Source organism: Nonomuraea sediminis, from assembly GCF_018531495.1.
Classification (GTDB): domain Bacteria; phylum Actinomycetota; class Actinomycetes; order Streptosporangiales; family Streptosporangiaceae; genus Nonomuraea; species Nonomuraea sediminis.
Window position 1 is genome coordinate 105,906 of the sequence record NZ_JAHDTI010000004.1, and the last position, 19,247, is coordinate 125,152.

The 19,247-nt window shown below is 70.1% G+C and carries 18 protein-coding genes; 14 read left to right on the forward strand and 4 right to left on the reverse strand.

Annotated features, from left to right (window positions below; genetic code table 11):
- Positions 1-16 precede the first annotated feature (16 nt).
- Positions 17-316 (reverse strand): hypothetical protein, encoded by a 300-nt coding sequence (locus KIK09_RS20360; protein WP_214320865.1) that lies wholly within the window; start codon positions 314-316, stop codon positions 17-19.
- 131 nt (positions 317-447) lie between these two features.
- On the opposite strand from KIK09_RS20360, the gene KIK09_RS20365 reads away from it, so the two are divergent.
- Complete coding sequence (locus KIK09_RS20365) at positions 448-861, forward strand: YbaB/EbfC family nucleoid-associated protein (RefSeq protein WP_214320866.1); 414 nt, start codon at positions 448-450, stop codon at positions 859-861.
- Between the two features lie 117 nt (positions 862-978).
- Here the strand turns inward: KIK09_RS20365 and eccB are convergent, their stop codons facing one another.
- Complete coding sequence (eccB, locus tag KIK09_RS20370) at positions 979-2,394, reverse strand: type VII secretion protein EccB (protein ID WP_214320867.1); 1,416 nt, start codon at positions 2,392-2,394, stop codon at positions 979-981.
- Positions 2,395-2,504: 110 nt separating this feature from the next.
- Between eccB and KIK09_RS20375 the strand changes: the two genes are divergently transcribed.
- The 4 genes from KIK09_RS20375 to KIK09_RS20390 all read left to right on the forward strand — a co-directional run bounded on the left by KIK09_RS20375 (position 2,505) and on the right by KIK09_RS20390 (position 6,183).
- A complete protein-coding gene (locus KIK09_RS20375) occupies positions 2,505-2,873 on the forward strand; it encodes a hypothetical protein (protein ID WP_214320868.1) in 369 nt (122 codons plus the stop codon).
- Positions 2,873-4,075, forward strand: a complete 1,203-nt coding sequence (locus KIK09_RS20380) for a hypothetical protein (protein WP_214320869.1) — start codon at positions 2,873-2,875, stop codon at positions 4,073-4,075. The genes KIK09_RS20375 and KIK09_RS20380 overlap by 1 nt, the downstream gene beginning before the upstream one ends.
- Before the next feature lie 358 nt (positions 4,076-4,433).
- Positions 4,434-4,850: a hypothetical protein gene (locus KIK09_RS20385; RefSeq protein WP_214320870.1), complete on the forward strand. Its 417-nt coding sequence runs from the start codon at positions 4,434-4,436 to the stop codon at positions 4,848-4,850.
- Positions 4,851-4,872: 22 nt separating this feature from the next.
- The gene (locus KIK09_RS20390; RefSeq protein WP_214320871.1) at positions 4,873-6,183 is read left to right on the forward strand and encodes a WXG100 family type VII secretion target; all 1,311 of its coding nucleotides are present in this window, start codon (positions 4,873-4,875) and stop codon (positions 6,181-6,183) included.
- A gap of 474 nt (positions 6,184-6,657) precedes the next feature.
- On the opposite strand, the gene KIK09_RS57860 is transcribed toward KIK09_RS20390, so the two are convergent.
- Together KIK09_RS57860 and KIK09_RS20410 are read right to left on the reverse strand one after the other, a co-directional pair.
- Positions 6,658-12,066 carry an FtsK/SpoIIIE domain-containing protein gene (locus KIK09_RS57860; protein WP_250573520.1) on the reverse strand — a complete coding sequence of 1,803 codons (5,409 nt, stop codon included), beginning with the start codon at positions 12,064-12,066 and terminating at the stop codon, positions 6,658-6,660.
- A gap of 495 nt (positions 12,067-12,561) precedes the next feature.
- Positions 12,562-13,047, reverse strand: a complete 486-nt coding sequence (locus KIK09_RS20410) for a hypothetical protein (protein WP_214320872.1) — start codon at positions 13,045-13,047, stop codon at positions 12,562-12,564.
- Positions 13,048-13,333: 286 nt separating this feature from the next.
- Between KIK09_RS20410 and KIK09_RS20415 the strand changes: the two genes are divergently transcribed.
- From KIK09_RS20415 to KIK09_RS20455, 9 genes are read left to right on the forward strand one after another with little or no spacing between them, the layout of a single operon-like run.
- On the forward strand, positions 13,334-13,966 hold the full coding sequence (locus tag KIK09_RS20415) for a hypothetical protein (RefSeq protein ID WP_214320873.1): 633 nt from the start codon (positions 13,334-13,336) through the stop codon (positions 13,964-13,966).
- A 1-nt stretch (position 13,967) separates the two neighbouring features.
- Positions 13,968-14,675 carry a hypothetical protein gene (locus KIK09_RS20420; protein WP_214320874.1) on the forward strand — a complete coding sequence of 236 codons (708 nt, stop codon included), beginning with the start codon at positions 13,968-13,970 and terminating at the stop codon, positions 14,673-14,675.
- On the forward strand, positions 14,672-15,973 hold the full coding sequence (locus KIK09_RS20425; RefSeq protein WP_250573521.1) for a TadA family conjugal transfer-associated ATPase: 1,302 nt from the start codon (positions 14,672-14,674) through the stop codon (positions 15,971-15,973). The genes KIK09_RS20420 and KIK09_RS20425 overlap by 4 nt, the downstream gene beginning before the upstream one ends.
- A complete protein-coding gene (locus KIK09_RS20430; RefSeq protein WP_214320875.1) occupies positions 15,973-16,845 on the forward strand; it encodes a type II secretion system F family protein in 873 nt (290 codons plus the stop codon). The genes KIK09_RS20425 and KIK09_RS20430 overlap by 1 nt, the downstream gene beginning before the upstream one ends.
- Complete coding sequence (locus tag KIK09_RS20435) at positions 16,838-17,758, forward strand: type II secretion system protein (RefSeq protein ID WP_214320876.1); 921 nt, start codon at positions 16,838-16,840, stop codon at positions 17,756-17,758. The genes KIK09_RS20430 and KIK09_RS20435 overlap by 8 nt, the downstream gene beginning before the upstream one ends.
- 2 nt (positions 17,759-17,760) lie before the next feature.
- Entirely contained in the window at positions 17,761-17,982 is a 222-nt protein-coding gene (locus KIK09_RS20440) for a Flp family type IVb pilin (protein WP_214320877.1), read from the forward strand.
- Entirely contained in the window at positions 17,979-18,398 is a 420-nt protein-coding gene (locus KIK09_RS20445) for a TadE family protein (RefSeq protein WP_308164207.1), read from the forward strand. The genes KIK09_RS20440 and KIK09_RS20445 overlap by 4 nt, the downstream gene beginning before the upstream one ends.
- The gene (locus KIK09_RS20450) at positions 18,395-18,781 is read left to right on the forward strand and encodes a TadE family protein (protein ID WP_214320878.1); all 387 of its coding nucleotides are present in this window, start codon (positions 18,395-18,397) and stop codon (positions 18,779-18,781) included. The genes KIK09_RS20445 and KIK09_RS20450 overlap by 4 nt, the downstream gene beginning before the upstream one ends.
- Positions 18,778-19,197, forward strand: a complete 420-nt coding sequence (locus tag KIK09_RS20455) for a TadE/TadG family type IV pilus assembly protein (RefSeq protein WP_308164208.1) — start codon at positions 18,778-18,780, stop codon at positions 19,195-19,197. The genes KIK09_RS20450 and KIK09_RS20455 overlap by 4 nt, the downstream gene beginning before the upstream one ends.
- Positions 19,198-19,247: the final 50 nt, after the last annotated feature.

The window sequence follows — 19,247 nt, forward strand, 5'->3', positions numbered from 1 at the left end:
CGCCCCTTCCCCGCGATCACGAAGGGGTGCTGGCTTGGTTGGCGGTGGAATACTGCTCGCTCGACAGCTTCAGGTCGGTCGAGCCATTCGACAGCGCCGACTTCAGGCCATCGAGTTCGGCGAGTACGCTCTGGAAGAACTCCGCGTACTGCTGGTGCAGGTCCTCTGAAGCGCCCTGAACCAAGCCGAAGGGGTTTCCCTGCATGGAACCGCGCGGTGCGTAGACGTCCCTCGCGATGCTGACTTCTGTCCCCGCCTCGGTGAAGTCACCACCTGCGTCCTTGAGCGTGTCCGCGATGAACCTCAGTTCGTCCATGGCCCCCTGCGCAGGTGCGATGTTCCCGTGGAAACATGCGAGTAACCTTATATTTCCCGGAATGTATCACACGATTCATGTAATACAACATGTGTCACTTGAGACGTTTTTGAGCCTATAGGGTGACGAATGTGGACATTTCGCCCAACGGGGATGAGTTGCCGGAAATTGTCGATGGTGTGCGCAGTGCTCAACGACGTACCGAGCAGGTGGGAGAGGAACTCGGTGCGATCGTAGGGTGGGGCGACGGTGCCGATGGAGCGGTACATGCCCAGGTTGACGCGCAAGGGCGGGTCATTGAGATCGGTCTCGGGCTCGCGGCCATGGAACTGGGCAGCGATCTGCTGGGCGAAGAGATCACGCGTGCGATCCAGCGAGCGCAGGACAACGTGGAGGACAAGCAGCGCGAGGTGGCGACACAAGCGCTGGGCACCGATCCGATCGGCTCCATGGAGACCCGCCTCGACGAGAGCTTCGACGCCTACCGCCGGTCGATGGAGGCGCGGCTCGAGATGCTCGACCGGCTGATCGATGGGTTCGACTAGCGCCGCTTAGGGATGTTCAGTGCCTGTCCGGCCCTGGTCGCGTTCGGGTCGGGGCCGATGAGGCCACGCCCGACTTGGTCACCGACGCGCCCCAAGTGGCGGCCGTCTCGCGGACGTCTACTGGGTTATGTCAACTGGAGTGCGGGCCTTTGTCGGATCGAGGGCCGGGCCCTGGGGAATCAGGTGCAGCAGATGGGCGGGCACCGGGGCCACGTCGGTGGCGTCGTAGCCGAGCTTCTCGATCTGGTCCGCCGCGATCAGCGGGAAGCGGCGGCCCTGGTCGCTGATGATGTCGTAGGTGGAGATGGCCGACAGTTGCCCGTCGCCGGGGAGCAGGCCGGCCAGCGCCGCCCGGCCCGGCGGCAGCAGGACCTGGTCGAAGCGCTCCTGGTTGCCCATCGTGCGCGGTACGGGGATCGCCAGCGTGCCCACGGTCAGCGTCGCCTTCGCGGAGCCGGCCTGCGTGTTGGCGTACACCGCGCACAGGGGCGCGCTGGTGCCGGGTGTGATCAGCTTCGGCAGCGTCGGGGGGAGCCCGCCACCCAGGATCTGCTGGCGCGACAGATGGGCGTTGGCCGTGGCGGCGTCGATCTTGATCGGCTCGACGGGGAGCTTGCCGTACGCCAGCTTCGTGCGCTTGTCCTGCCACAGGAGCCTGGCCTGCGTGACGCTGATCGGCGCGAGGCCGTCGTCGAGCAGCACGTACCAGGAGTCGGCGGCGCCGGCGATGCCGGCCGCGGTGAAGATCTGGCCGACGCGGGCACGGCCGCCCGCGGGACCGGCGACGACCTTGCCGCGGCTGGCGATGGACGGCGCGACGAAGTCCTTCGGGCCGGCCGGGATGGCGTTCAGCCAGGAGGAGGGGACCTTCCTGATGCCGGCGGCGCCGAGCGCCTGGACGCCCTCCGGGCCGATGCGCATGCGCTGGTTCGCCCAGATGATCCAGCCCTGCTGCTGGTCGTCCTTGACCACCAGCGCGCCGCCCGCGACCGGGGCCCCGCCGACGGAGATGCCGCCGACCAGCGTGACGAACTGCTTGACGTCGCCCGCCGGGCCCGTCATCTCGGAAACGCACGCCGACCAGGGCCCCTTGACCAGTTGATCCTTGGTCGGCAGCGAGTCAGGAGCGCCGGGAATGCCCACCATCGGTCCCCGGCTGAAACCGGCCAGCGAGGCGGCGGAGACCTTGCGCGTCTTGACGTCCCCCGCGTCGAGCAGCAGGCGGGCTGAGACGTAGTTGGCCACCGGCAGGAGCCGGCTGTCTTGCTGGCTGTAGACGAACTTGGCGCCCGTCTCCTCCTCGACCAGCAACTGTCCCGCGTCGGTGAGGTTGGTGGCGTTGCCCGGCTTGAGCATTCCCCAGATGCCGAAGGCCGCCGCGACCAGGACGGCGACCAGCACCCCGCTGAACATCGCGATGTTCTGGCGCCGCATCGGCGACTCGGAGACGTCGGGCTCACCCTGCAACAAGGCCATGCCCAGGCGCTGCGTCATCAGCCGGTGCGCCTGGTAGAGGTCCTTCCGAGTCTGCATGCTGCTCCTGGGAGAAGGGCGACTACTGGGACAGCATAGAAGTGATGGCTATCTATGTCCCATTGAGGTGTGACTGAACTAGTCTTGGTGATCTAACGGGAGGTGTTGCCGTGGCGATGGATGAGAAGGACTGGCCAGGACTGAACCCGAAGCCCGACCAGATCACCTACAGCGCCAGCAAGCTTAAGAAAATCGCCGCTGATCTCGCCGCAGACCTGGAGAGGCTCGGCGGCAACAAGGCGGGATCCCTGCAGGATTTCACGAAGTACGCGGTCGTGCCGACGATCATGGACAACGAAGCCGGGTCCGTGAAGGACTTCTTCGACTCGGTGGCCGGAGGGAGCGAGGGCTTCCGGACCATCTACAGCAACGTGGTCGCGCAGTACCAGAACGCCATCCTGTTGATGTTGGAGGGCGCCAAGGGCTTCCACACACTGGACCAGCGGATGGGTGGCTCGGGCACCCCCGAGGAGACCTGATGGCGACCGAATACACGATCAAGCCTCACCCCATCGACTTCAACGTCCATGGGAAGCAGCACGCCGACAAGGTCAAGATGCTCTTCGAGAATCTCGACGAAAGGGGCGTCGAGAAAGCCGGGAACGCCTACACCGACGCGAGCACCGTATTGAAGACCACCCTCGGCAAGATCGAGGACGCTGCCCGCGCGATGGCGGACTGCTGGGGTGACCAGGGGTCCGTCGAAGCCCAGAAGGCGCTCCAGCAACTGCACACGACGATCCGCGAGTTCACCGAGAAGGCGGACAAGATGGGTCCGCCACTGGTGAAGCTCGGCAAGGAGATCATCCCCAAGTACAAGGGCCAGTACGGCGGGACGTTCGGGTGGGGCCGCACATGGGATGCCGGTTTCTCCTTCACTGACGGCGACGACCTCAACTTGTTCGCCATGGACAAAGATGGCAACTGGAACTGGTTCTCGACCAACAACGACCAGGCCAAGGACGAGGTCCAGAAGTTCAGCAACGACCTCCAGTCGATCTTCAGCAGTCTGCCTGACACCGTCCGGGAGGACCTGCCCAAACTGGGTCCGTCGGGAGGTGGCCCCGACGTTCGGGGCACGGACACTGACACCCATCGCGGGTGGGTTCTGCCGAAGTATCCCTACACCGGCTACGACCCCACCTCGAACGGCGGGGACGGCTCCGGGATCGACGGCTGGCCTGGTTCGACGACCGGGGGCGACAACGGCACGGGGGACCAGGGAGGCGTCGGCGACCACACCGGCACCGGTAACGGCGCCGACACAGGAGGAACCGGTGGCGGTGTGGACGGGAACAACGGCCTGGCGTCCGGGACTCACCCGAGCGTGACCGATCCGTCCCGTAACACGAGCCTGTCCGACTTCCACAAGCCGAAGATAGACCCCACCTCGTACACGACGCCCACCTCCACGCCCTACTCGTCGGCCCACGCGCCTACCGCCAACGGCGGGACGCCGGTCATGGCGCCCAACGCCCTCGACGGCGCCCTGGATGGTGCCAGGACGACGCGGCTGGCCTCGGCCGGGGGGTCGATGGGCGGCATGCCGTTCGTACCGATGACCGGCGCGGGCGGTGGCCAGGAGGACGAGCTCTCGCGCGACTCGGGGGCCTGGATGGCAGAGCCGGACGAAACCTGGCGCGGCGACACCTCCCACACCGTGGACCACCTCATCACCTAGTAGCCCCTACCTGGAACGTCGAACCCGCGGGAGCCGCCTCCGGCCGCTTCCGCGGGTTCTCGCGTCTGCGAATTGTCTGTGCCTCGCATCGGTGGTGCGCTTTTGCGGTTGCATGCCGTACTCGATTAGTGATCTGGCCATGGTGAGCAGCAACGATGCTCTGCTCGAGGGGACGGTCCCGCGGTGCCCGCGCCGGGGCCGCGGGCGCGCCAACGTAAGCCAAGAGCGCCGCGACCAGAACAGCGCGATGATCATCCGGTCGAGTCCGCATGCTGCTCGTGGGACAAGAGCGACTACTGGGATAGCACTGAAGTTCTGACGACGTATGTCCAATTTGACCACTAGTTGCACTAGGCTGGTGATCTATGCCTGGGAGGTAGGAATGGCCGGGGATGACGATCTCACTCTTGACCCCAAATGGCGTGGTCTGGACAGCGAGAATGACAAGGTCAAGTTTCCCACGGAGCAGCGCTTCAAGGAGATTGCGAAGATCCTCCAGGAAGCGCTCGACCCGCTGACAGGGGAGAACGACAAGGGCGGTGACGTCCACCCGACCGGCTCGAAGCGGTCTATCGAGGTCCACGGGGCGCTCACCGAGAAGGACATCGGCAGCTGGATGTGCGCGCAGCAGTTCGCTGCCAGTTGTCAGATGTCCCACAGCAAGCTGAGCATGACCTACTCCCAGTTGATCGCGCAGGCGGAGCTGGCCGCAGCCGCACTGCGTGCGGGCGGCAAATCGTGGGGCAACACGGAGACCGGCAACACCGGCGCTTAGGCGCATGTGAGGGGATATCCACGTGGGATACAGTCGCGAGACCATCAAAGGGACCAAGCCGGATTCCGGCAACGTCGACGGTGCGGTGGCGACGATCAGCAAGCTGCTCCAGGATACGGACGCGCCGCGGGTGGCACGGGCAGGCACCGCCTACGCAGAGGGTGCTAACCGGCTCAAGACATTGGTCGAGGCGCTGGAGAAGGTCAACCAGTTGCTGGCCGACGAGTGGCATGGCAAGGACGCGGTCACGGCCCAGAAGAACCTGCAGCAGATGCACGCCACGGCGAGACACCTGCGCGGCCAGATGGCCAAGTTCGGCGAGCAGCTTTTCGCCTACGGCAACGACTACCTGCCGTACTTCCGCGACAGCGCCTTCGCCAGCAGCGGCGCCACCTGGAACGACGACCTCTCGGTGGGCGACTGGAAGACCTACTCGGGCAAGGACGCGCGCTACACCGGTGAGAAGGCGGGCCACGAGCTCGTGGTAACCGGAAGCGCCAACGGCATCGCGCAGACCCACCTCAAGATGCTCAACCAGCGCATGGTCGAGCTGTGGGAGAAGATGCCCGACATCCTGACGTCCGACCTCCCCGAGATCCCCCCGGCGCCGATCGGCACGCCCTCGGTGCAGGCGGTCGACTACGGCAGGGACCACCGCCCCGGCACCTCGGGGAACCCGGGTGGCCCGAACGGTGGTCTGAATGGCCTGGGGAACAAGGATGGCCACTCCGGTCTCGACGGTCTCGACGACTCGGGCAAGGATTCCGGTGACCTGGGGGGCAAGGACGGTACCGGCGACTCGGGCAAGGGCGGTAACGGCGACCCTGGCCGGGGGACCGGCGATCATCCGGGCAAGGGCGGCTCTGATGGCTCCGGCAATCCCGGCCAAACCGACGTGCCCGGCGGTAAGGACGGCAACGCGTCCGGCCAGCCGGACGGGACTACTACCACCACCACGGGTGCGACGCCCACCTCGGTCACCGACCCGACCAAGGGCTCACGCGGGACGGATCTCTCCCAGTTCCAGCAGCCGAAGCTCCATCCCACCACGTTCACCGACTCCACGCCTCATTGGGGGAATCAGTCGCCCACCAGCGGAGGGACGCCGACAGGAGCCATCGCGATACCTAATGCTCTCGGTGCGGGTGTCGACGAAGCTCGGATGACGCGGCTCGCTTCCGCAGGGGCGTCGACCATGCCGTTCGTGCCCATGACTCCCGGACATGGGGGAGAGGAGCAGCAGGCACCGGATGGCACGGGGACCTGGCTCCACGAGGAGGACGACGTCTGGGGCACCGACACCCCCGACGCCCGAGACCACCTGATCGCCTAACCCAGCCGGCCAAACCCGCGGACCCGCGCCCGGACCGCGCCCCCACACACCCGAGCGCCCCGCGGGCTCTCCCGCCCAAGGGCCCACCACGTCTGAGTGCCCCGCAGATCTTTCGCCTGTGGGTCCCGCGCATGACCGCGTTCCGGCGTCCCTGAGGGCACCCGGCGGCGGATCCCCCGACCGTGTCTGAGCGTCCCGCAGGCTCCCCTCCCGTGGGACCGTCCCGTGGCTCACGTCCTGCCCGTGTCCCCACGCATCCGAGCGCTCCCGGGCACCCGCCGGAGGGCCCCGCGCCCCCGTCCGGTGTTCCCTACGTGTCCTGCGGTTGTGTCGGTTGTTCGCTCGCGTGTTCCGCACGGCGCAGTGGTCTGGGGCAGTGCTCTGGCGAGAGGTCGCATGCGACCTTGCTCCGAGCGCTTCGGGTCCGCCCTGCTTCAGCGGTTTCTGTACGGCTCTCGCCTTTGGCCGTGGGGGTTAGGGGGTGGGGAGGGCGGTTTGGATGGGGGTGGTGGTGCCCATGGTGACGAGGAGGCCGCGGCCCGGGGGGCCGCCTACGGAGCCGCGGGGGAGGCGGATCGTGAAGAGGTCGCCGTCTGCGGGGCTCTGGACCGACAGGAGGAGGCCTGTGCGCGACTTGCGGGTGTCGGCTACGAAGCCGCGGTAGGAGGTTGCCAGGTCGCCGGTGGCTCCGGCGATGATAAGGCCGTGTTCGCCGTCTCTGCCCGTGCGGAGGATCTCGTCCAGGGCCTGCCCGGCGGGCGCGTCGGGGTTGATGAGCTCGGCGTCGTCCACGAGGACCACATAGCGTTCGTGATCCGCCAGGAGCTCCTGGAGACCTGCGGCGTTGCCGTCCAGCACCGCGAGCGCCCCTTCCAGTTCGCGCAGTGGGCTGCGGCGGGGAACCACGGCGACGATCGGCGTGCCGTACTCGACGAGTGACCTGGCCATCGTGAGCAGGACCGACGACCTGCCCGAGCGGGGCGGTCCGGCGACGACCGCGCCTGGGCCGTGGGCCAGTAGGTCGACGCCGAGCGGGGCCAGCGCGTCGCCGCCCGCGCCCGCCAGCGCCCACAGCGGCGAGGGTGGTACGAAGCCCGGGTCGAGGTCCATGACCTGGCTCGCGGTGATGCGCATGGGCAGGGCGTCGACCCGCATCGGCGGCTCGCCCTCCCACCGCCACCTCCGCGAATTCCTGGACGCACCCTCCTCGGAGGCCACCGGGGCACCTCGCCTGTCCACGGCTCCGACCTGGGTGCTGTAGGAATCCGCAGCTCCGGCTTGGCTGCTGTGGGAGTCCACGGCTCCGGCTTGGGTGTGGGAGTTCGCAGCTCCGGCTCGGGTGCTGTGGGAGGACGACGGGATTCTGCCTCCGCGTGCGATACCGCTGGGCGTGCTGTCGGCGGCCACGTCACCTGCCTCAGACGGGTCGCTGTCTGAAGGCGGGAGGCTGCCTGCGTTGCTCGCTGGTGCTTCGTCCCGGTTGGGGGACAGCGGGAGACTGCGCGGCTCAGCGTGGTCGCGGCGGGAAGGCGGCTCGGAAGCGGGGGGGTTGGCGGTGCCCACGTCGTCTGCGCGGGGGAGGGCTCCGTCGGGAGGAGGGCTTGTGCGGGACGGGCCTTCAGGCGGGGAGGTGGTGGTCGATGACAGCGGCGGTTCGGGTACGGCGCGGGCCAGGTGTTGGAGGGTGGCTACCTGGGAGGGGCCCGAGGGGTCGTCGGTCAGGAGGGCGATCTGGCTGGAGACGATGCCATGCTCGCCCATCGCCAGGGCACGGCCCGGCGGGATTGAGGTGGGCAGGTCCTTGATCGGGAGACCGGCGAGGCCGTAGTCGGCGAGGTCCGCCAGGCGCAGCAGCAGGCGGTCCTCGAAGAGCGTGGAGACCTGGCCGAGCAGGCACGAGCGGTCGCCGGTGACGACGGCGCGCAATCCCACCGCGGGGCCCTCGCGGAGGATCTGCATGAGGGATTCCGTCAGGCGGCCGTAGTCGTAGCCCTCGAAGGCCGCCACGTAGCCCTCCCAGCGGTCGACCATGAGCACCAGCCAGGGCAGCCGGTTGCCTGCTTGGCGGTATTCGGCCAGCGAGGCGTGTCCGGCCTCGGCCAGGAGTTGCTGGCGGCGGCCGATCTCGGACCTGAGGCGGGTGAGGAGGCGTTCGACGCGGTCGAGCTGGTCCCGGGTGACGACGGCGCCGCAATGGGGGAGCGCCACCAGGGGGAGGAGGGCGCCGGAGCCGCAGTCGACGGCGTGCAGGTGTACGTCGGACGGTGAGGTCTGCGCGGCGATGGCGCCGGCGATGGTCCGCAGCGCGGTCGACCGCCCGCTGCGGGCACCGCCCGCGACGAGCAGGTGTCCCCCGTGGACGAGATCCAGGGCGAGAGACCGCCGATCCTGCGCCCACGGCCGGTCGGTCACCCCGAACACCAGCGGCTCCACCTCCTCCCACCCGGCGCGGCCCGCGGCACGATGCACCGGCCTGGCACCGGCGGTGGCCTCCCCGCGGTCGAAGGGGCCGGTGGATATCGCGTGGTCGTGAAGGCTGGCGGCGAGCTCCCCGTGAGGGAAGGCGGAGACGAGCTTGCCCTGGGCGCGGTCGGCGGCGGCCTGCGCCGGGGGCAGGTCGGGGGTGAGTCGGTGGGACAGGTCCAGGACCGTGTGGGTGGGGAGGGGGTCGAGCCAGGGGCTCGGCTGGTCGGGTACGCCCGCCAGGCGGGCCGCCTCGATGAGGGCGTCAACCAGGAGCGTGAGGTCCGTGGTTCCGGTGTCGTCGGGAGGCGTGGGTGGTGCAGGGAGGGGGCGGCCGAGGGTGCGCCAGTCGAGGTCCACGACGCGGACGAACGCGTCCCTGCTTCCCGAGCCGCGCCCGCCGACCCGGGCGGTCTGCACCGCCGCCGCGGCACCGACCCCCGACTTCACGTAGCAGCGCCCGGGAGTCGACTTCGAGATGTGGGCCGCGTCAGGGAGGTCGATCACGTCGGTGGACTCGGCGGGTTCGGTGACCCGCAGCGCGATGCGGAGCGAGGTGTTGGCCTGGATGTCGGCTGTCACCACTCCGGCCGGCCGCTGGGTGGCCAGGATCAGGTGGATGCCGAGCGACCGCCCGCGCCGCGCGATGTCCACCAGCCCGCTCACGAAGTCCGGCAGTTCGGACACCAGCGCGGCGAACTCGTCGATGATCAGCACCAGCCGGGGCAGTGGTTCACGCCCGGCGGCGAGGTAGTCCTCGATGTCCTTCGCCCCCGCCGCCAGCAGGAGCCGCTCCCTGCGGCGGATCTCGGCCGCCAGCGATTCGAGCGCCCGCTGGGTCAGGTGGCCGTCGAGGTCGCTGACCATGCCGACCGTGTGCGGCAGCCGTACGCACTCCTTGAAGGCCGCCCCGCCCTTGTAGTCGATCAGCACGAACGTCAGCTGGTCGGGCCGGTTGGCCACGGCGAGCGCGGAGATCAGCGTCTGCAGCAGCTCCGACTTGCCCGCTCCCGTGGTGCCCGCGATGAGGCCGTGTGGGCCGTCCACGCTGAGATCCACGGCGAAGGGCCCGTCAGGACCCACGCCGATCACGGCCCGGGTCGTGCCACGCGCCCGCCAGCGGGCCGCCACGTCGCGCCCCGTCGGAGTGCGCAGGTTCAGCAGGTCGAGCAGCCGCGCCTCGCCCGGCAGGTTGCCCGCGGAGTCGTCCCTGCTCACGTCGCGGATCGGGGCGATGGCCCTGGCCACGCGGTCGCACCAGGAGGGCGAGACCAGGTCGCCCAGGATGTCGCCGATCGCCTCGAGCCCGCCGCCGCGCAGCCGTACCTGGCCGTCGGACGCGCAGTCGGCGACCGTCGCGCACTCCTCGGGCAGCAGCCGCTGATCCTCGTCGAGCGCCATCGTGTAGACGCCCGAGCGCGGGCCCTGGCGCAGCACCTGCGGCATGCCCGGCAGCCCGCGCAGCACCTGGGCGCCGTCGAGGACGATCAGCACGTCGTACGGCCGGACGTCATAGGAGGAGAAAGCGGGCGTCTCGGGCCCGCCGAGATCGTCCCACCCGGTGGGGATCTTGCCGAGCTCGGGGATCGCGGTGTTCTGGCGCTCGTCGATGAGCGCGGCCAGTTCGGCGACCCGATGGGCCGCGGACTCAGGGTCGGTGCCGACCAGGGCCACGCAATCCTCGCCGCCGCGCGGCGCGCAGTGCGGCAGCCACCGGACCCAGCTCCAGCGCCGCTCGCCGTCCGAATGCGCCGACAGCACCACGATCGCCAGGTCACGCGGGCTGTGCAGGGTGGCGGCCTGGCCGATCAGCCAGCTCGCCAGCGCGGTCGCGGTCTCGCGCGGCCCCGTCACGCCGGCCACGCCCAGGCGGCGCATCGCCAGCGACACGGGTACGGCGCGGCAGATCGGTGGATCGAGCGCACCGCCCTGCTCCTCGGTGAGCTCCAGGTCGGCGGGCAGGTCAGCGAGACCCACGCGCAGTTTGAGCGCGTCGGCGTCGTGGATGCGCCGCTCCCACAGCCGTCTTCGCGGCCCCGTGGCGGTCAGCAGCACCTGTGCGGGGTCGGGCGCGTCGTGCCTGCGGAAGCGCTCGTCCTGCGCCCTGGCCCGCTCGACCGCCTCCTCGTAGGCCTCCAGCTCCTGCTTGAACTGCCTGCTCGCCTGGCGGTGCTGTTTACGGCCGTGCCGCCGGTCGCTCCACCACTGGCCGATCATGATCATCGGGGTCATCAGCGCGACCAGCAGGAAGTACCACTGATGCAGCACGAACGCCAGCGTCAACCCCAGCACCGCGGGCAGCATCGCCGCCAGCAACTGCAGCCGCATGCCCTCGGCCCTGTGCGGCTCCCGCGGCCGTTCGAAGCGCCGCTCGGGCTCCGGCCGTCGGAGCCTCGGCGGCCGGTTGTAGGCCACGCCGCCCTCGGGCCTGGGCGCGAGATGAGCGTCCCGCGGCTCGATCGCCGTGAGCGTGAACAGCGACGAGCCGCAGGTCAGCAGCGTGTCCTCGGGCCAGTCGCGCGCCTCGGTGAGCGTGGTCGCGGCCAGCTCGGGCTGCGGCCACGGCGAGCTCCAGCGCTCCTGCTTGGCGGCCTCGCGCGCCTCCACCCTGGCCGCCATCTCGGCGACCTCCTCGGCCCAGCGGCCCTTCAGCTTCAGCCGCTGTGCCTGCGCGGGCTCGTCGCGGCGCGCCGGCTCGACCGTGATCGCCCCGGGCGCCACGCGTACGGTCGCCGCCTCGGGAGCCAGGGTCGGATCAGGTACGGCTATCGCGCACATGGGATCGGAGCCGATCACGTGCACGCCCAGGCCCAGCCGATGCACCGCGCCCGCCGCCGGCCCGCCCACCACGCGCACCTCGGCCACGCCGCCCGGCTCCTCGATCACCGTGGATCGTGCCAACCCCGGGTCGAGCGTCACCTTGTCACCGTCGCGCAGCACCGCCCGCGCCGGGGCCCGCGGATCGAGCGCCTTACCGTTCCGCCACAACACCGGGCCGTCATACGCCAATCCGTCCACCCCACTCCGGTACGGCAAGGCCTCCACGGACGAGCCGGGCACGTCGGGCCCATGAGGGGAACGTCGGGGCGTGTCCGAACTCCGGTACGGCGGGCCTTCCGTGGGCGAGGCGGGACCGTGGCGGGACGCGTCGGACCCGTTGGAGGGCGTCTCGGAGGTGATCGCGACCGGGCGGGGGATTTCGCGAGCAGGCGTGTCCGGGATGAGGGGTGTCGGGCGGGGGTGAGGTTGGGGGTCGGAGAGGCCGTAGGGGGCGCGGGAGCGGGGGAGGCGGACGACCTTGGCCAGGGGCTCGGGGGAGTCGAGGGCCTCGGCCACGCGGGCCACGGTGATGCCGTCGTCGCCATCGATGACCACGTCACGGTCGCCTTGCTCGCCGAGCACGGTGAGCATGATCCGCATGTGCCGTCTCCTCGGATGGGTCCGGGCGGGGCGCAGCCCGCGGGCGCCAAGGTAGCGCCCGAAGGCACGTTAGGCGCGCCAGTTGACGTCAACGGCATGGACCATCTCGCCTGTGGATGACGGGCTCGCCTTCGCGACGGTTGTGGATGGCGAGCTGAGCCTTGCGCGGTGCCTGGATGGCGAGGTCAGTCCCGGACGGCCAGGTCCGTCTCGGGCGTGCGCGTGGATAGCCAGGTCAGCCTTGGGCGGGTGTGTGATTGACCAGGTCAGCCTTGGGCGGGTGCGTGATTGACCAGGTCAGCCCTAGGCGGGTGTGTGATTGACCGAGTCAGCCCTAGGCGGGTGCGTGGATGGCGGGCTCAGCCTCAGGCATGTGCGTGGATGACGCGACGACCTGGGCGAGGTGGGGTTGTGGATGACAAGCCGGGCTGTGGAAAAGTAGCGGGGATTTTGCCCGGGCGTGAGGGGTTGCCTGTGGATGAGGTTGTGGAAAACCTAGGGGTCGCGGCGTGAGCGGGTGCGGTCGTGCAGTTCTCCTGCCTTCTCCTCCAGCAGGCCCGCGTAGGCGCTCACGTCGGAGGTGACCTCCGCGAGGCCGGTCGCGGCCCGGTGCAGTCGCTCCACGACCCGTTCCGTCGCGGGCGCTCCCACGATCCGCTCCACCCCGCGCCGCCGCAACTCTTCAACCCGTGACGCGCCGCCCTCCCGAAGGCGGGAAACGCGTGAGGCGCCGCCTCGACGGAGCCTTGCCACGAGACCGTCCTGCGCCGCGACGCCGTCCTCCACGACGCCGTCCTCCACGACGCCGTCCGGCGCGACGAGGCCGTCCTTCGTCGTGAGGCTGTCGTGTGCTGCGTGGCGGTCCTGGGTGTCGCGAGGGTCCTGGGTGTCGCGAGGGTTCTGGGCCTGACGGGCGGCGTCGCCTGGCCGTACGTGCTGCAGCGCTGAGCGCAGCCAGGCCGGGAGCTTCCTGCGAGCCATGGTGCCAATGGTCGCACAACTTGAACAGGTTCAGAAGGCGGCTAAAAGCACGAATCTCACGAAAAATCAGCGAATAGGGGGACGAGAGTTAATCCAGTGCCGCATAACCCAAAAAATCGAGAAACGTCAAGTCGACCAACCCAATAGGCATAACGTAATTCCAGTTGACAGTGTCCTACCTGCGAAACGAGCATGGTTCCCCGCATTCGAACCCCACCCCGTCACCCGGATGCACATAATGGCGTGAATTACACAATTATCTCAGCCAATTGGGAGCCCCCCACCCATGAGGACCGCAGAAAAGCCTGGGCTGTCCGCCCCTGCCTCGCGCAAGCTTCCCGTTCCTCCCCGTGAGCGGAAGCCCGCGCTGGCAGCGCTCGCCGTGCTCCTCATCCTGGGCGGGGCGCTGGCCACCACGCTGCTCGTGCTGCGCAGCGGCGACCGGGTCTCCGCGATCAGGATCACCCAGCAGGTCGGCGCGGGCCAGCCGTTCACCGACCGGGTGATCGAGGAGGTCCAGATAGCCGACACGGGCGTCGACTACGTGGCGTGGTCGCAGAGACAGCGCGTCCTGCAGACCTTCGCCGCGGTGACGATCCTGCCTGGCACGCTGCTGACCAGCGACATGGGCGTGACCGCCAGCCGGGAGCTCGGCCCCGGCAAGGCCAAGGTGGGCCTCGCGCTGAAACCCGGCCAGTACCCGGCGGGTCTGGAGCCGGGTGACCGGGTGCAGGTCATCCACGCGGCCGGCCGTACCACACAGCAGGAGAGTCAGGTGCTCGCGCAGAGCGCGCTCGTCAACAGCGTGGGGGACAAGGGCCTGATCACGGTGATCGTCGACGCGTCGACGTCTCCGGAGATCGTCGGATACGCCTCCGCCGGCGAGATCGCGGTGGCCGAGCTGCCCGGAGCGCGCTGAGGTGGCACTGATCGTGCTGGCCGCCGACAAGGGTGCGCCGGGCGTCACGACCACGGCGACGGCCCTGGCGGCGGTGTGGCCGCGTCCCGTGCTGCTGGCCGAGTGCGACCCGGCAGGGGGAGACCTCGCCTACCGGCTGCCCGCGGCCGACGGCGGCGTGCTCAACCCGGCCAAGGGCCTGCTGTCGCTGGGCGCCACCGCGCGCAGGGGGCTCGAGCCGGCGCAGATCCACGAGCACACGCAGCGGATCGTCGGCGGCCTCGACGTGCTGGCCGGGCTCACCCACGGCGAGCAGGCCGCGGGCCTGACCTGGCTGTGGGGGCCGCTGGGGCGCACGCTGGCCGGCATCCCCGGCGCGGACGTGATCGCCGACTGCGGCCGCATGGGCTCCTACCCCCAGATCGCCGACCTGACGGCGGAGGCCGACCAGATCGTGATGCTCACGCGAGCCACCCTCGACCACGTCGCCCACCTGCGCGAGCGGCTGTCGATCAGCAAGGCGCACGCCGTCGTGGTGATCGCCGACCCGCGCAACTACCGCGCCTCGATCGACGACGTGCGCCGCGTCGTCGGCCAGAACGTCGAGCACGTGTACGGCCTGGCCCACGACCCCAAGGGCGCCGAACTGCTGCGCGGGAGGTGGGGCGGCCGCCTGGACCGCACCCTGCTCATCCGCACCGCCCGAGACCTGGCCAGGAGACTCGCATGAGCGTGATCGACCACGGCCTCGTCAAGCGCTTCCGCCAGGAGGTCGGCGACCGGCTGGCCCACCAGCGCAGGCTCGACCAGGCCAACGGCCTGCCGGCGATGACGGGCGAGGACGAGCGCCAGTTCGCCAGGGCGCTGATCTCCCAGGTGCTGGAGGAGCACGCGCGCAGCGAGATCGGCCTGGGCCGCACCCCGCCCACCGTCGAGGAGGAAGAGGCGCTCGCGGCGGGTATCCACGCCGCGCTGTTCGGCGTCGGCCGCCTGCAGCCGCTGCTCGACGACCCCGAGGTCGAGAACATCGACATCAACGGCTGCGACCGCGTCTTCGTCGGTTACGCCGACGGCCAGGAGGTCATGCACGACCCGGTGGCCGACTCCGACGACGAGCTGATCGAGCTGATCCAGATCCTGGCCGCCTACTCGGGGCTGTCGAGCAGGCCGTTCGACACCGCGAACCCGCAGCTCGACCTGCGCCTGCCCGACGGATCGCGGCTGAGCGCCGTCATGGACGTCACGATCAGGCCCGCCGTGTCGATCAGAAGGGCGCGCCTGGGCAAGGTCTTCCTCGCCGACCTCGTCGGCAACAACACGCTAAGTCCGGAAATAGGGCGATTCCTCACCGCGGCGATACTCGCCCGCAAGAACCTCATGATCGCCGGATCCACGAACGCGGGAAAGACCACCCTGCTGCGGGCGCTGGCCAACGAGATCCCGCCGTCAGAGCGCCTCATCACCGTCGAAAGAGCCCTGGAGCTGGGCCTCGACCAGTTCCCCGAGCTCCATCCGAACGTGGTCGCCGTCGAGCAGCGCCTGCCCAACTCCGAGGGCCAGGGCGAGATCACCATGGCCGAGCTGGTCAGGAGATCCCTGCGGATGAACCCGTCCAGGGTGATCGTCGGCGAGGTCCTCGGCGACGAGATCGTCACCATGCTCAACGCGATGACCCAGGGCAACGACGGTTCCCTGTCGACCATCCACGCCAACTCCAGCATGGAGGTCTTCAACCGCATCGCCACCTACGCCCTGCAGGCTGATGAGCGCCTGCCCATCGATGCCACCCACATGCTCATCGCGGGTGCCATCGACTTCGTCGTCTTCATCGAGAAGCGCAACGACTACGAGCGCGGCGGCACCCTGCGCCGCTATGTCTCCAGCATCCGCGAGGTCAACGGCTGCGACGGGCGCGTCCTGTCGAGCGAGGTGTTCGTGCCGGGCCCCGAAGGGCCCGCCGTACCCCATGCTCCCGTCTCCTGCCTGGAGGAGCTCGCCGCGCACGGCTACCACCCGGGGAGCTGGTGATGTTCACGATCGACCCGTTCGCCCTGCTCGCGGGCGCGGCCGCCGGTGCCGGGCTCTTCCTGCTGTTCCTGTCCCTGTACGGCATGCGCCCCCGGCCCGCCCGGCCCAGGCGCCACCTGGTCAGGACGCTGACCACCCGCACCGCGATCGCCGCCGTGGCCGCCGTGCTCGTCCTGGTGGTGACGGGCTGGCCGGTCGTCGCGGTGGGCGCGGTGCTACTGGTGTTCGCCTGGCGGGGACTGTCGGGCGGCGCGGCGGAGGAGCGGGCCGCGATGCGCCGCCTGGAGGGGCTGGCCGCCTGGACGGAGTCGCTGCGCGACACGATCGCCGGCGCGGCCGGGCTGGAGCAGGCCATCCCGTCGTCGATCAGGGCCGCGGCGCCGATGCTCAAACCGCAGCTGAGAGCGCTGATCGACCGGCTGCACACGAGGATGGCGCTGCCTGACGCGCTCGCCCTGTTCGCCGACGAGCTCGACGACCCCTCGGCGGACCTGGTGGTCGCCGCCCTGATCCTGAACTCGCGGCTGCGCGGCCCCGGCCTGCGCGACGTGCTCGGCGCGCTGGCCGTCTCGGCCCGCGAGGAGCTCGACATGCGCCGCCGCGTCGAGGCCGAGCGCCGCTCCACCCGGCGCAGCGTGCAGATCGTGGTGATCACCGCGCTGGTCTTCGCCGGGCTGCTGGTGGTCTTCAACCCCTCCTACGTCAGCGAGTACCACAGCTGGCTCGGCCAGGCGGTGCTGGTCGTGGTGGCGGGGCTGTTCGGCGCCGGGTTCGCGTGGATGCGCCGCCTGGCCAGATTCGACAAACCCGCCCGCCTGCTGTCAGGCACGGGCAAACCCGCGGAGATCCTGACGGGAGGCGGCCATGGTTGAGGGCGTGCTCGCGGGCGGCGTGTTCGGGCTCGGCCTGTTCCTGCTGCTGCGTGCCCTGTTCCCGGCGCGGCCAGGGCTCGTCGCGCGGCTGCTCGCGCTCGACTCCGTCCGCGACGACGCCGACTCCGCGCGCATCCAGCTCGTGCTGCCCGACGAGGAGGTCAGCGCCTTCCGCCGCGGTCTCGGCGTACGGCTGGCCCGCCTGTACGCGGCACGCGGCTGGGAGGCCCGCTCGATCAGGGCGGACCTTTCGCTGGTCGGGCGCTCGTTCGAGGGCTTCCTGGCCACGAAGGCGTTGCTCGCGGCGGCGGGGCTGCTGGCCTTCCCGCTGCTGCTCGGCTGGCTGGTGCTGATGGAGTGGGGCACCTCGCCGACGATCCCGTTCTGGAGCTCGGTTGCGGTCGCCGTCGTGTTCTTCTTCCTGCCCGACCTGCAGATCCGGCGCGACGCGGCGGCCAGGCGGCGCGACTTCCGCCACGTGGTCGGCGCGTTCCTCGACCTGGTCTCGATGAACCTGGCGGGCGGCCGAGGCGTCCCCGAGGCGCTGCTGATGGCCGTGAGCGTCAGCGGCGACCAGCCGAACTGGGCCATGGCCCGCATCCGCGAGGCGCTCAGCGGCGCCAGGATCGTCGGCATCACGCCCTGGCAGGCGCTCGGCCAGCTCGGCGAGGAGATCAACGTCGACGAGCTGCGCGACCTGTCGGCGGCGCTCGGCCTGGTCGCCGACGACGGGGCCAAGGTCCGCGCGTCGCTCACCGCCAGGGCCGCCACGCTGCGCCGCAGGGAGCTGGCCGAGATCGAGGGCCGCGCCGGCGAGCGTTCCCAGTCGATGCTCGTGGCGCAGCTGCTGCTCTGCGCCGGTTTCGTGATCTTTCTCAGTTTTCCCGCCGCTATGAAGATGTTGGGGTCCTGACCATGAACCATCCCTGGATCGTCTACCTGCGGGCCTACCTGGGCATCCGCATCCACCGCGCGCGCACGGCCCCCACCCGCGGCGCGTCCGCCGTCGAGTGGGTGATCATCACGGCGATCATCGCCGGGGTCGCGCTCGGGCTCGCCACGCTCATCAAGACGCTGGTCGAGCAGAAGCAGGGCGAGATCCAGAACTCCTTCGGCGGCGGTGGCGGCAAGACGTGAGCGACCGCGAACGCGGCGCCACCGTGGTCGAGCTGGCCATGCTGATGCCCGTCATCCTCGCGGTGGCGCTGCTCATCGTGCAGGTGGCGCTCTGGTTCCACGGCCGCCAGGTCGCCGAGGCGGCCGCGCGCGAGGGCGCCCGCGTGGCCAGGGCCGCGCCCTTCGACTCCGGCTCGTGGGAGTCGGACGCCAAGGCCAAGGCCGAGTCCGTGGTGCGCGCGATCGGTCCCAAGCTGCTGGAGAACGCCACGGCCAGCACCGGCACGTCCGACCCCGACCAGCGCTGGGTCACCGTCACGGGCAGCGCCGTGCAGGTCGTGCCGCTGCTGCCGGACCTCACGTTCACGATCACGGCGACCTCCGGCGGCCCCGTCGAGTGCTTCCGCCCCGACAACCAGGGAGACGATTGCCAATGAACGAGCGCGGGTCGATGGCGGTCGAGACGGTCATGCTGGCGCCCGTCTTCCTGCTGTTCCTGATGTTCCTGGCCGGGGCGGGACGGCTGGTCCAGGCGCAGGGCGAGGTCAGCGGCTCCGCCAGGGACGCCGCGCGGGCGGCCTCGGTGGCCAGGACCATGTCCGACGCGGAGACCTCCGCCAAGGCCGCTCTCGACCAGGGACTGAAGGACCGCTGCGGCTCCGCGTCGGTGTCGCTGGCGGGCACCGACTGGCGCGAGGGCGGCCAGGTCCAGGCCCGGGTCACCTGCGAGCTCGACCTCGGTTTCCTCGGCTTCGGCGCGACCAAGCAGCTCACCGGCACCGCGGTGGTCCCGCTGGAGCAGTTCAGGAGGGTCCAGTGAAGCCTTCCCGGGAGCGTGGCTCGATGTCGGTGTTCACCGTGCTCTTCTCCGTGGTGGTGTTCCTGCTTGCCGGGCTCCTGGTCGACGGCGGGGCGGCGATCAACGCCAGGCTGCGGGCCACCGACATCGCCGAGCAGGCTGCCAGAGCCGGCGCCGACCGCGTCGACGTCGAGCACCTCAGGGCCACCGGCACCGTCCGCCTGCTCGACGAGGCCCAGGTGTGCGCCAGGGCGGACGAGATCGTCGCCGCGTACGGCACGGCCGACGCCTCGCCCGCCTCCTGCGCGGTCGGAGGCGGGCAGACCCAGGTGACCGTGGCGGTGAAGGTCCGCTGGACCGCGCTGTTCCTCGGGGCGCTCGGCTTCCCGGGATCGGAGATGGAGGGGCAGGCCACGGCGGGCCCCGACGCCCGCTAGCCGAGCCAGACCGAATCGGCCCACTCGGTGGATCAGGTGACGACCAGGCA

What these genes read in the sequence shown, in the direction of transcription:
- KIK09_RS20380 (WP_214320869.1), top strand. Translation starts at nt 2,873, where the DNA reads ATGGCGACCGAATACACGATCAAGCCTCACCCCATCGACTTCAACGTC.
- KIK09_RS20415 (WP_214320873.1), top strand. Translation starts at nt 13,334, where the DNA reads ATGAGGACCGCAGAAAAGCCTGGGCTGTCCGCCCCTGCCTCGCGCAAG.
- eccB (WP_214320867.1), bottom strand. Translation starts at nt 2,394, where the DNA reads ATGCAGACTCGGAAGGACCTCTACCAGGCGCACCGGCTGATGACGCAG.
- KIK09_RS20440 (WP_214320877.1), top strand. Translation starts at nt 17,761, where the DNA reads ATGAACCATCCCTGGATCGTCTACCTGCGGGCCTACCTGGGCATCCGC.
- KIK09_RS20430 (WP_214320875.1), top strand. Translation starts at nt 15,973, where the DNA reads ATGTTCACGATCGACCCGTTCGCCCTGCTCGCGGGCGCGGCCGCCGGT.
- KIK09_RS20435 (WP_214320876.1), top strand. Translation starts at nt 16,838, where the DNA reads ATGGTTGAGGGCGTGCTCGCGGGCGGCGTGTTCGGGCTCGGCCTGTTC.
- KIK09_RS20360 (WP_214320865.1), bottom strand. Translation starts at nt 316, where the DNA reads ATGGACGAACTGAGGTTCATCGCGGACACGCTCAAGGACGCAGGTGGT.
- KIK09_RS20425 (WP_250573521.1), top strand. Translation starts at nt 14,672, where the DNA reads ATGAGCGTGATCGACCACGGCCTCGTCAAGCGCTTCCGCCAGGAGGTC.
- KIK09_RS20410 (WP_214320872.1), bottom strand. Translation starts at nt 13,047, where the DNA reads ATGGCTCGCAGGAAGCTCCCGGCCTGGCTGCGCTCAGCGCTGCAGCAC.
- KIK09_RS57860 (WP_250573520.1), bottom strand. Translation starts at nt 12,066, where the DNA reads ATGCGGATCATGCTCACCGTGCTCGGCGAGCAAGGCGACCGTGACGTG.
- KIK09_RS20450 (WP_214320878.1), top strand. Translation starts at nt 18,395, where the DNA reads ATGAACGAGCGCGGGTCGATGGCGGTCGAGACGGTCATGCTGGCGCCC.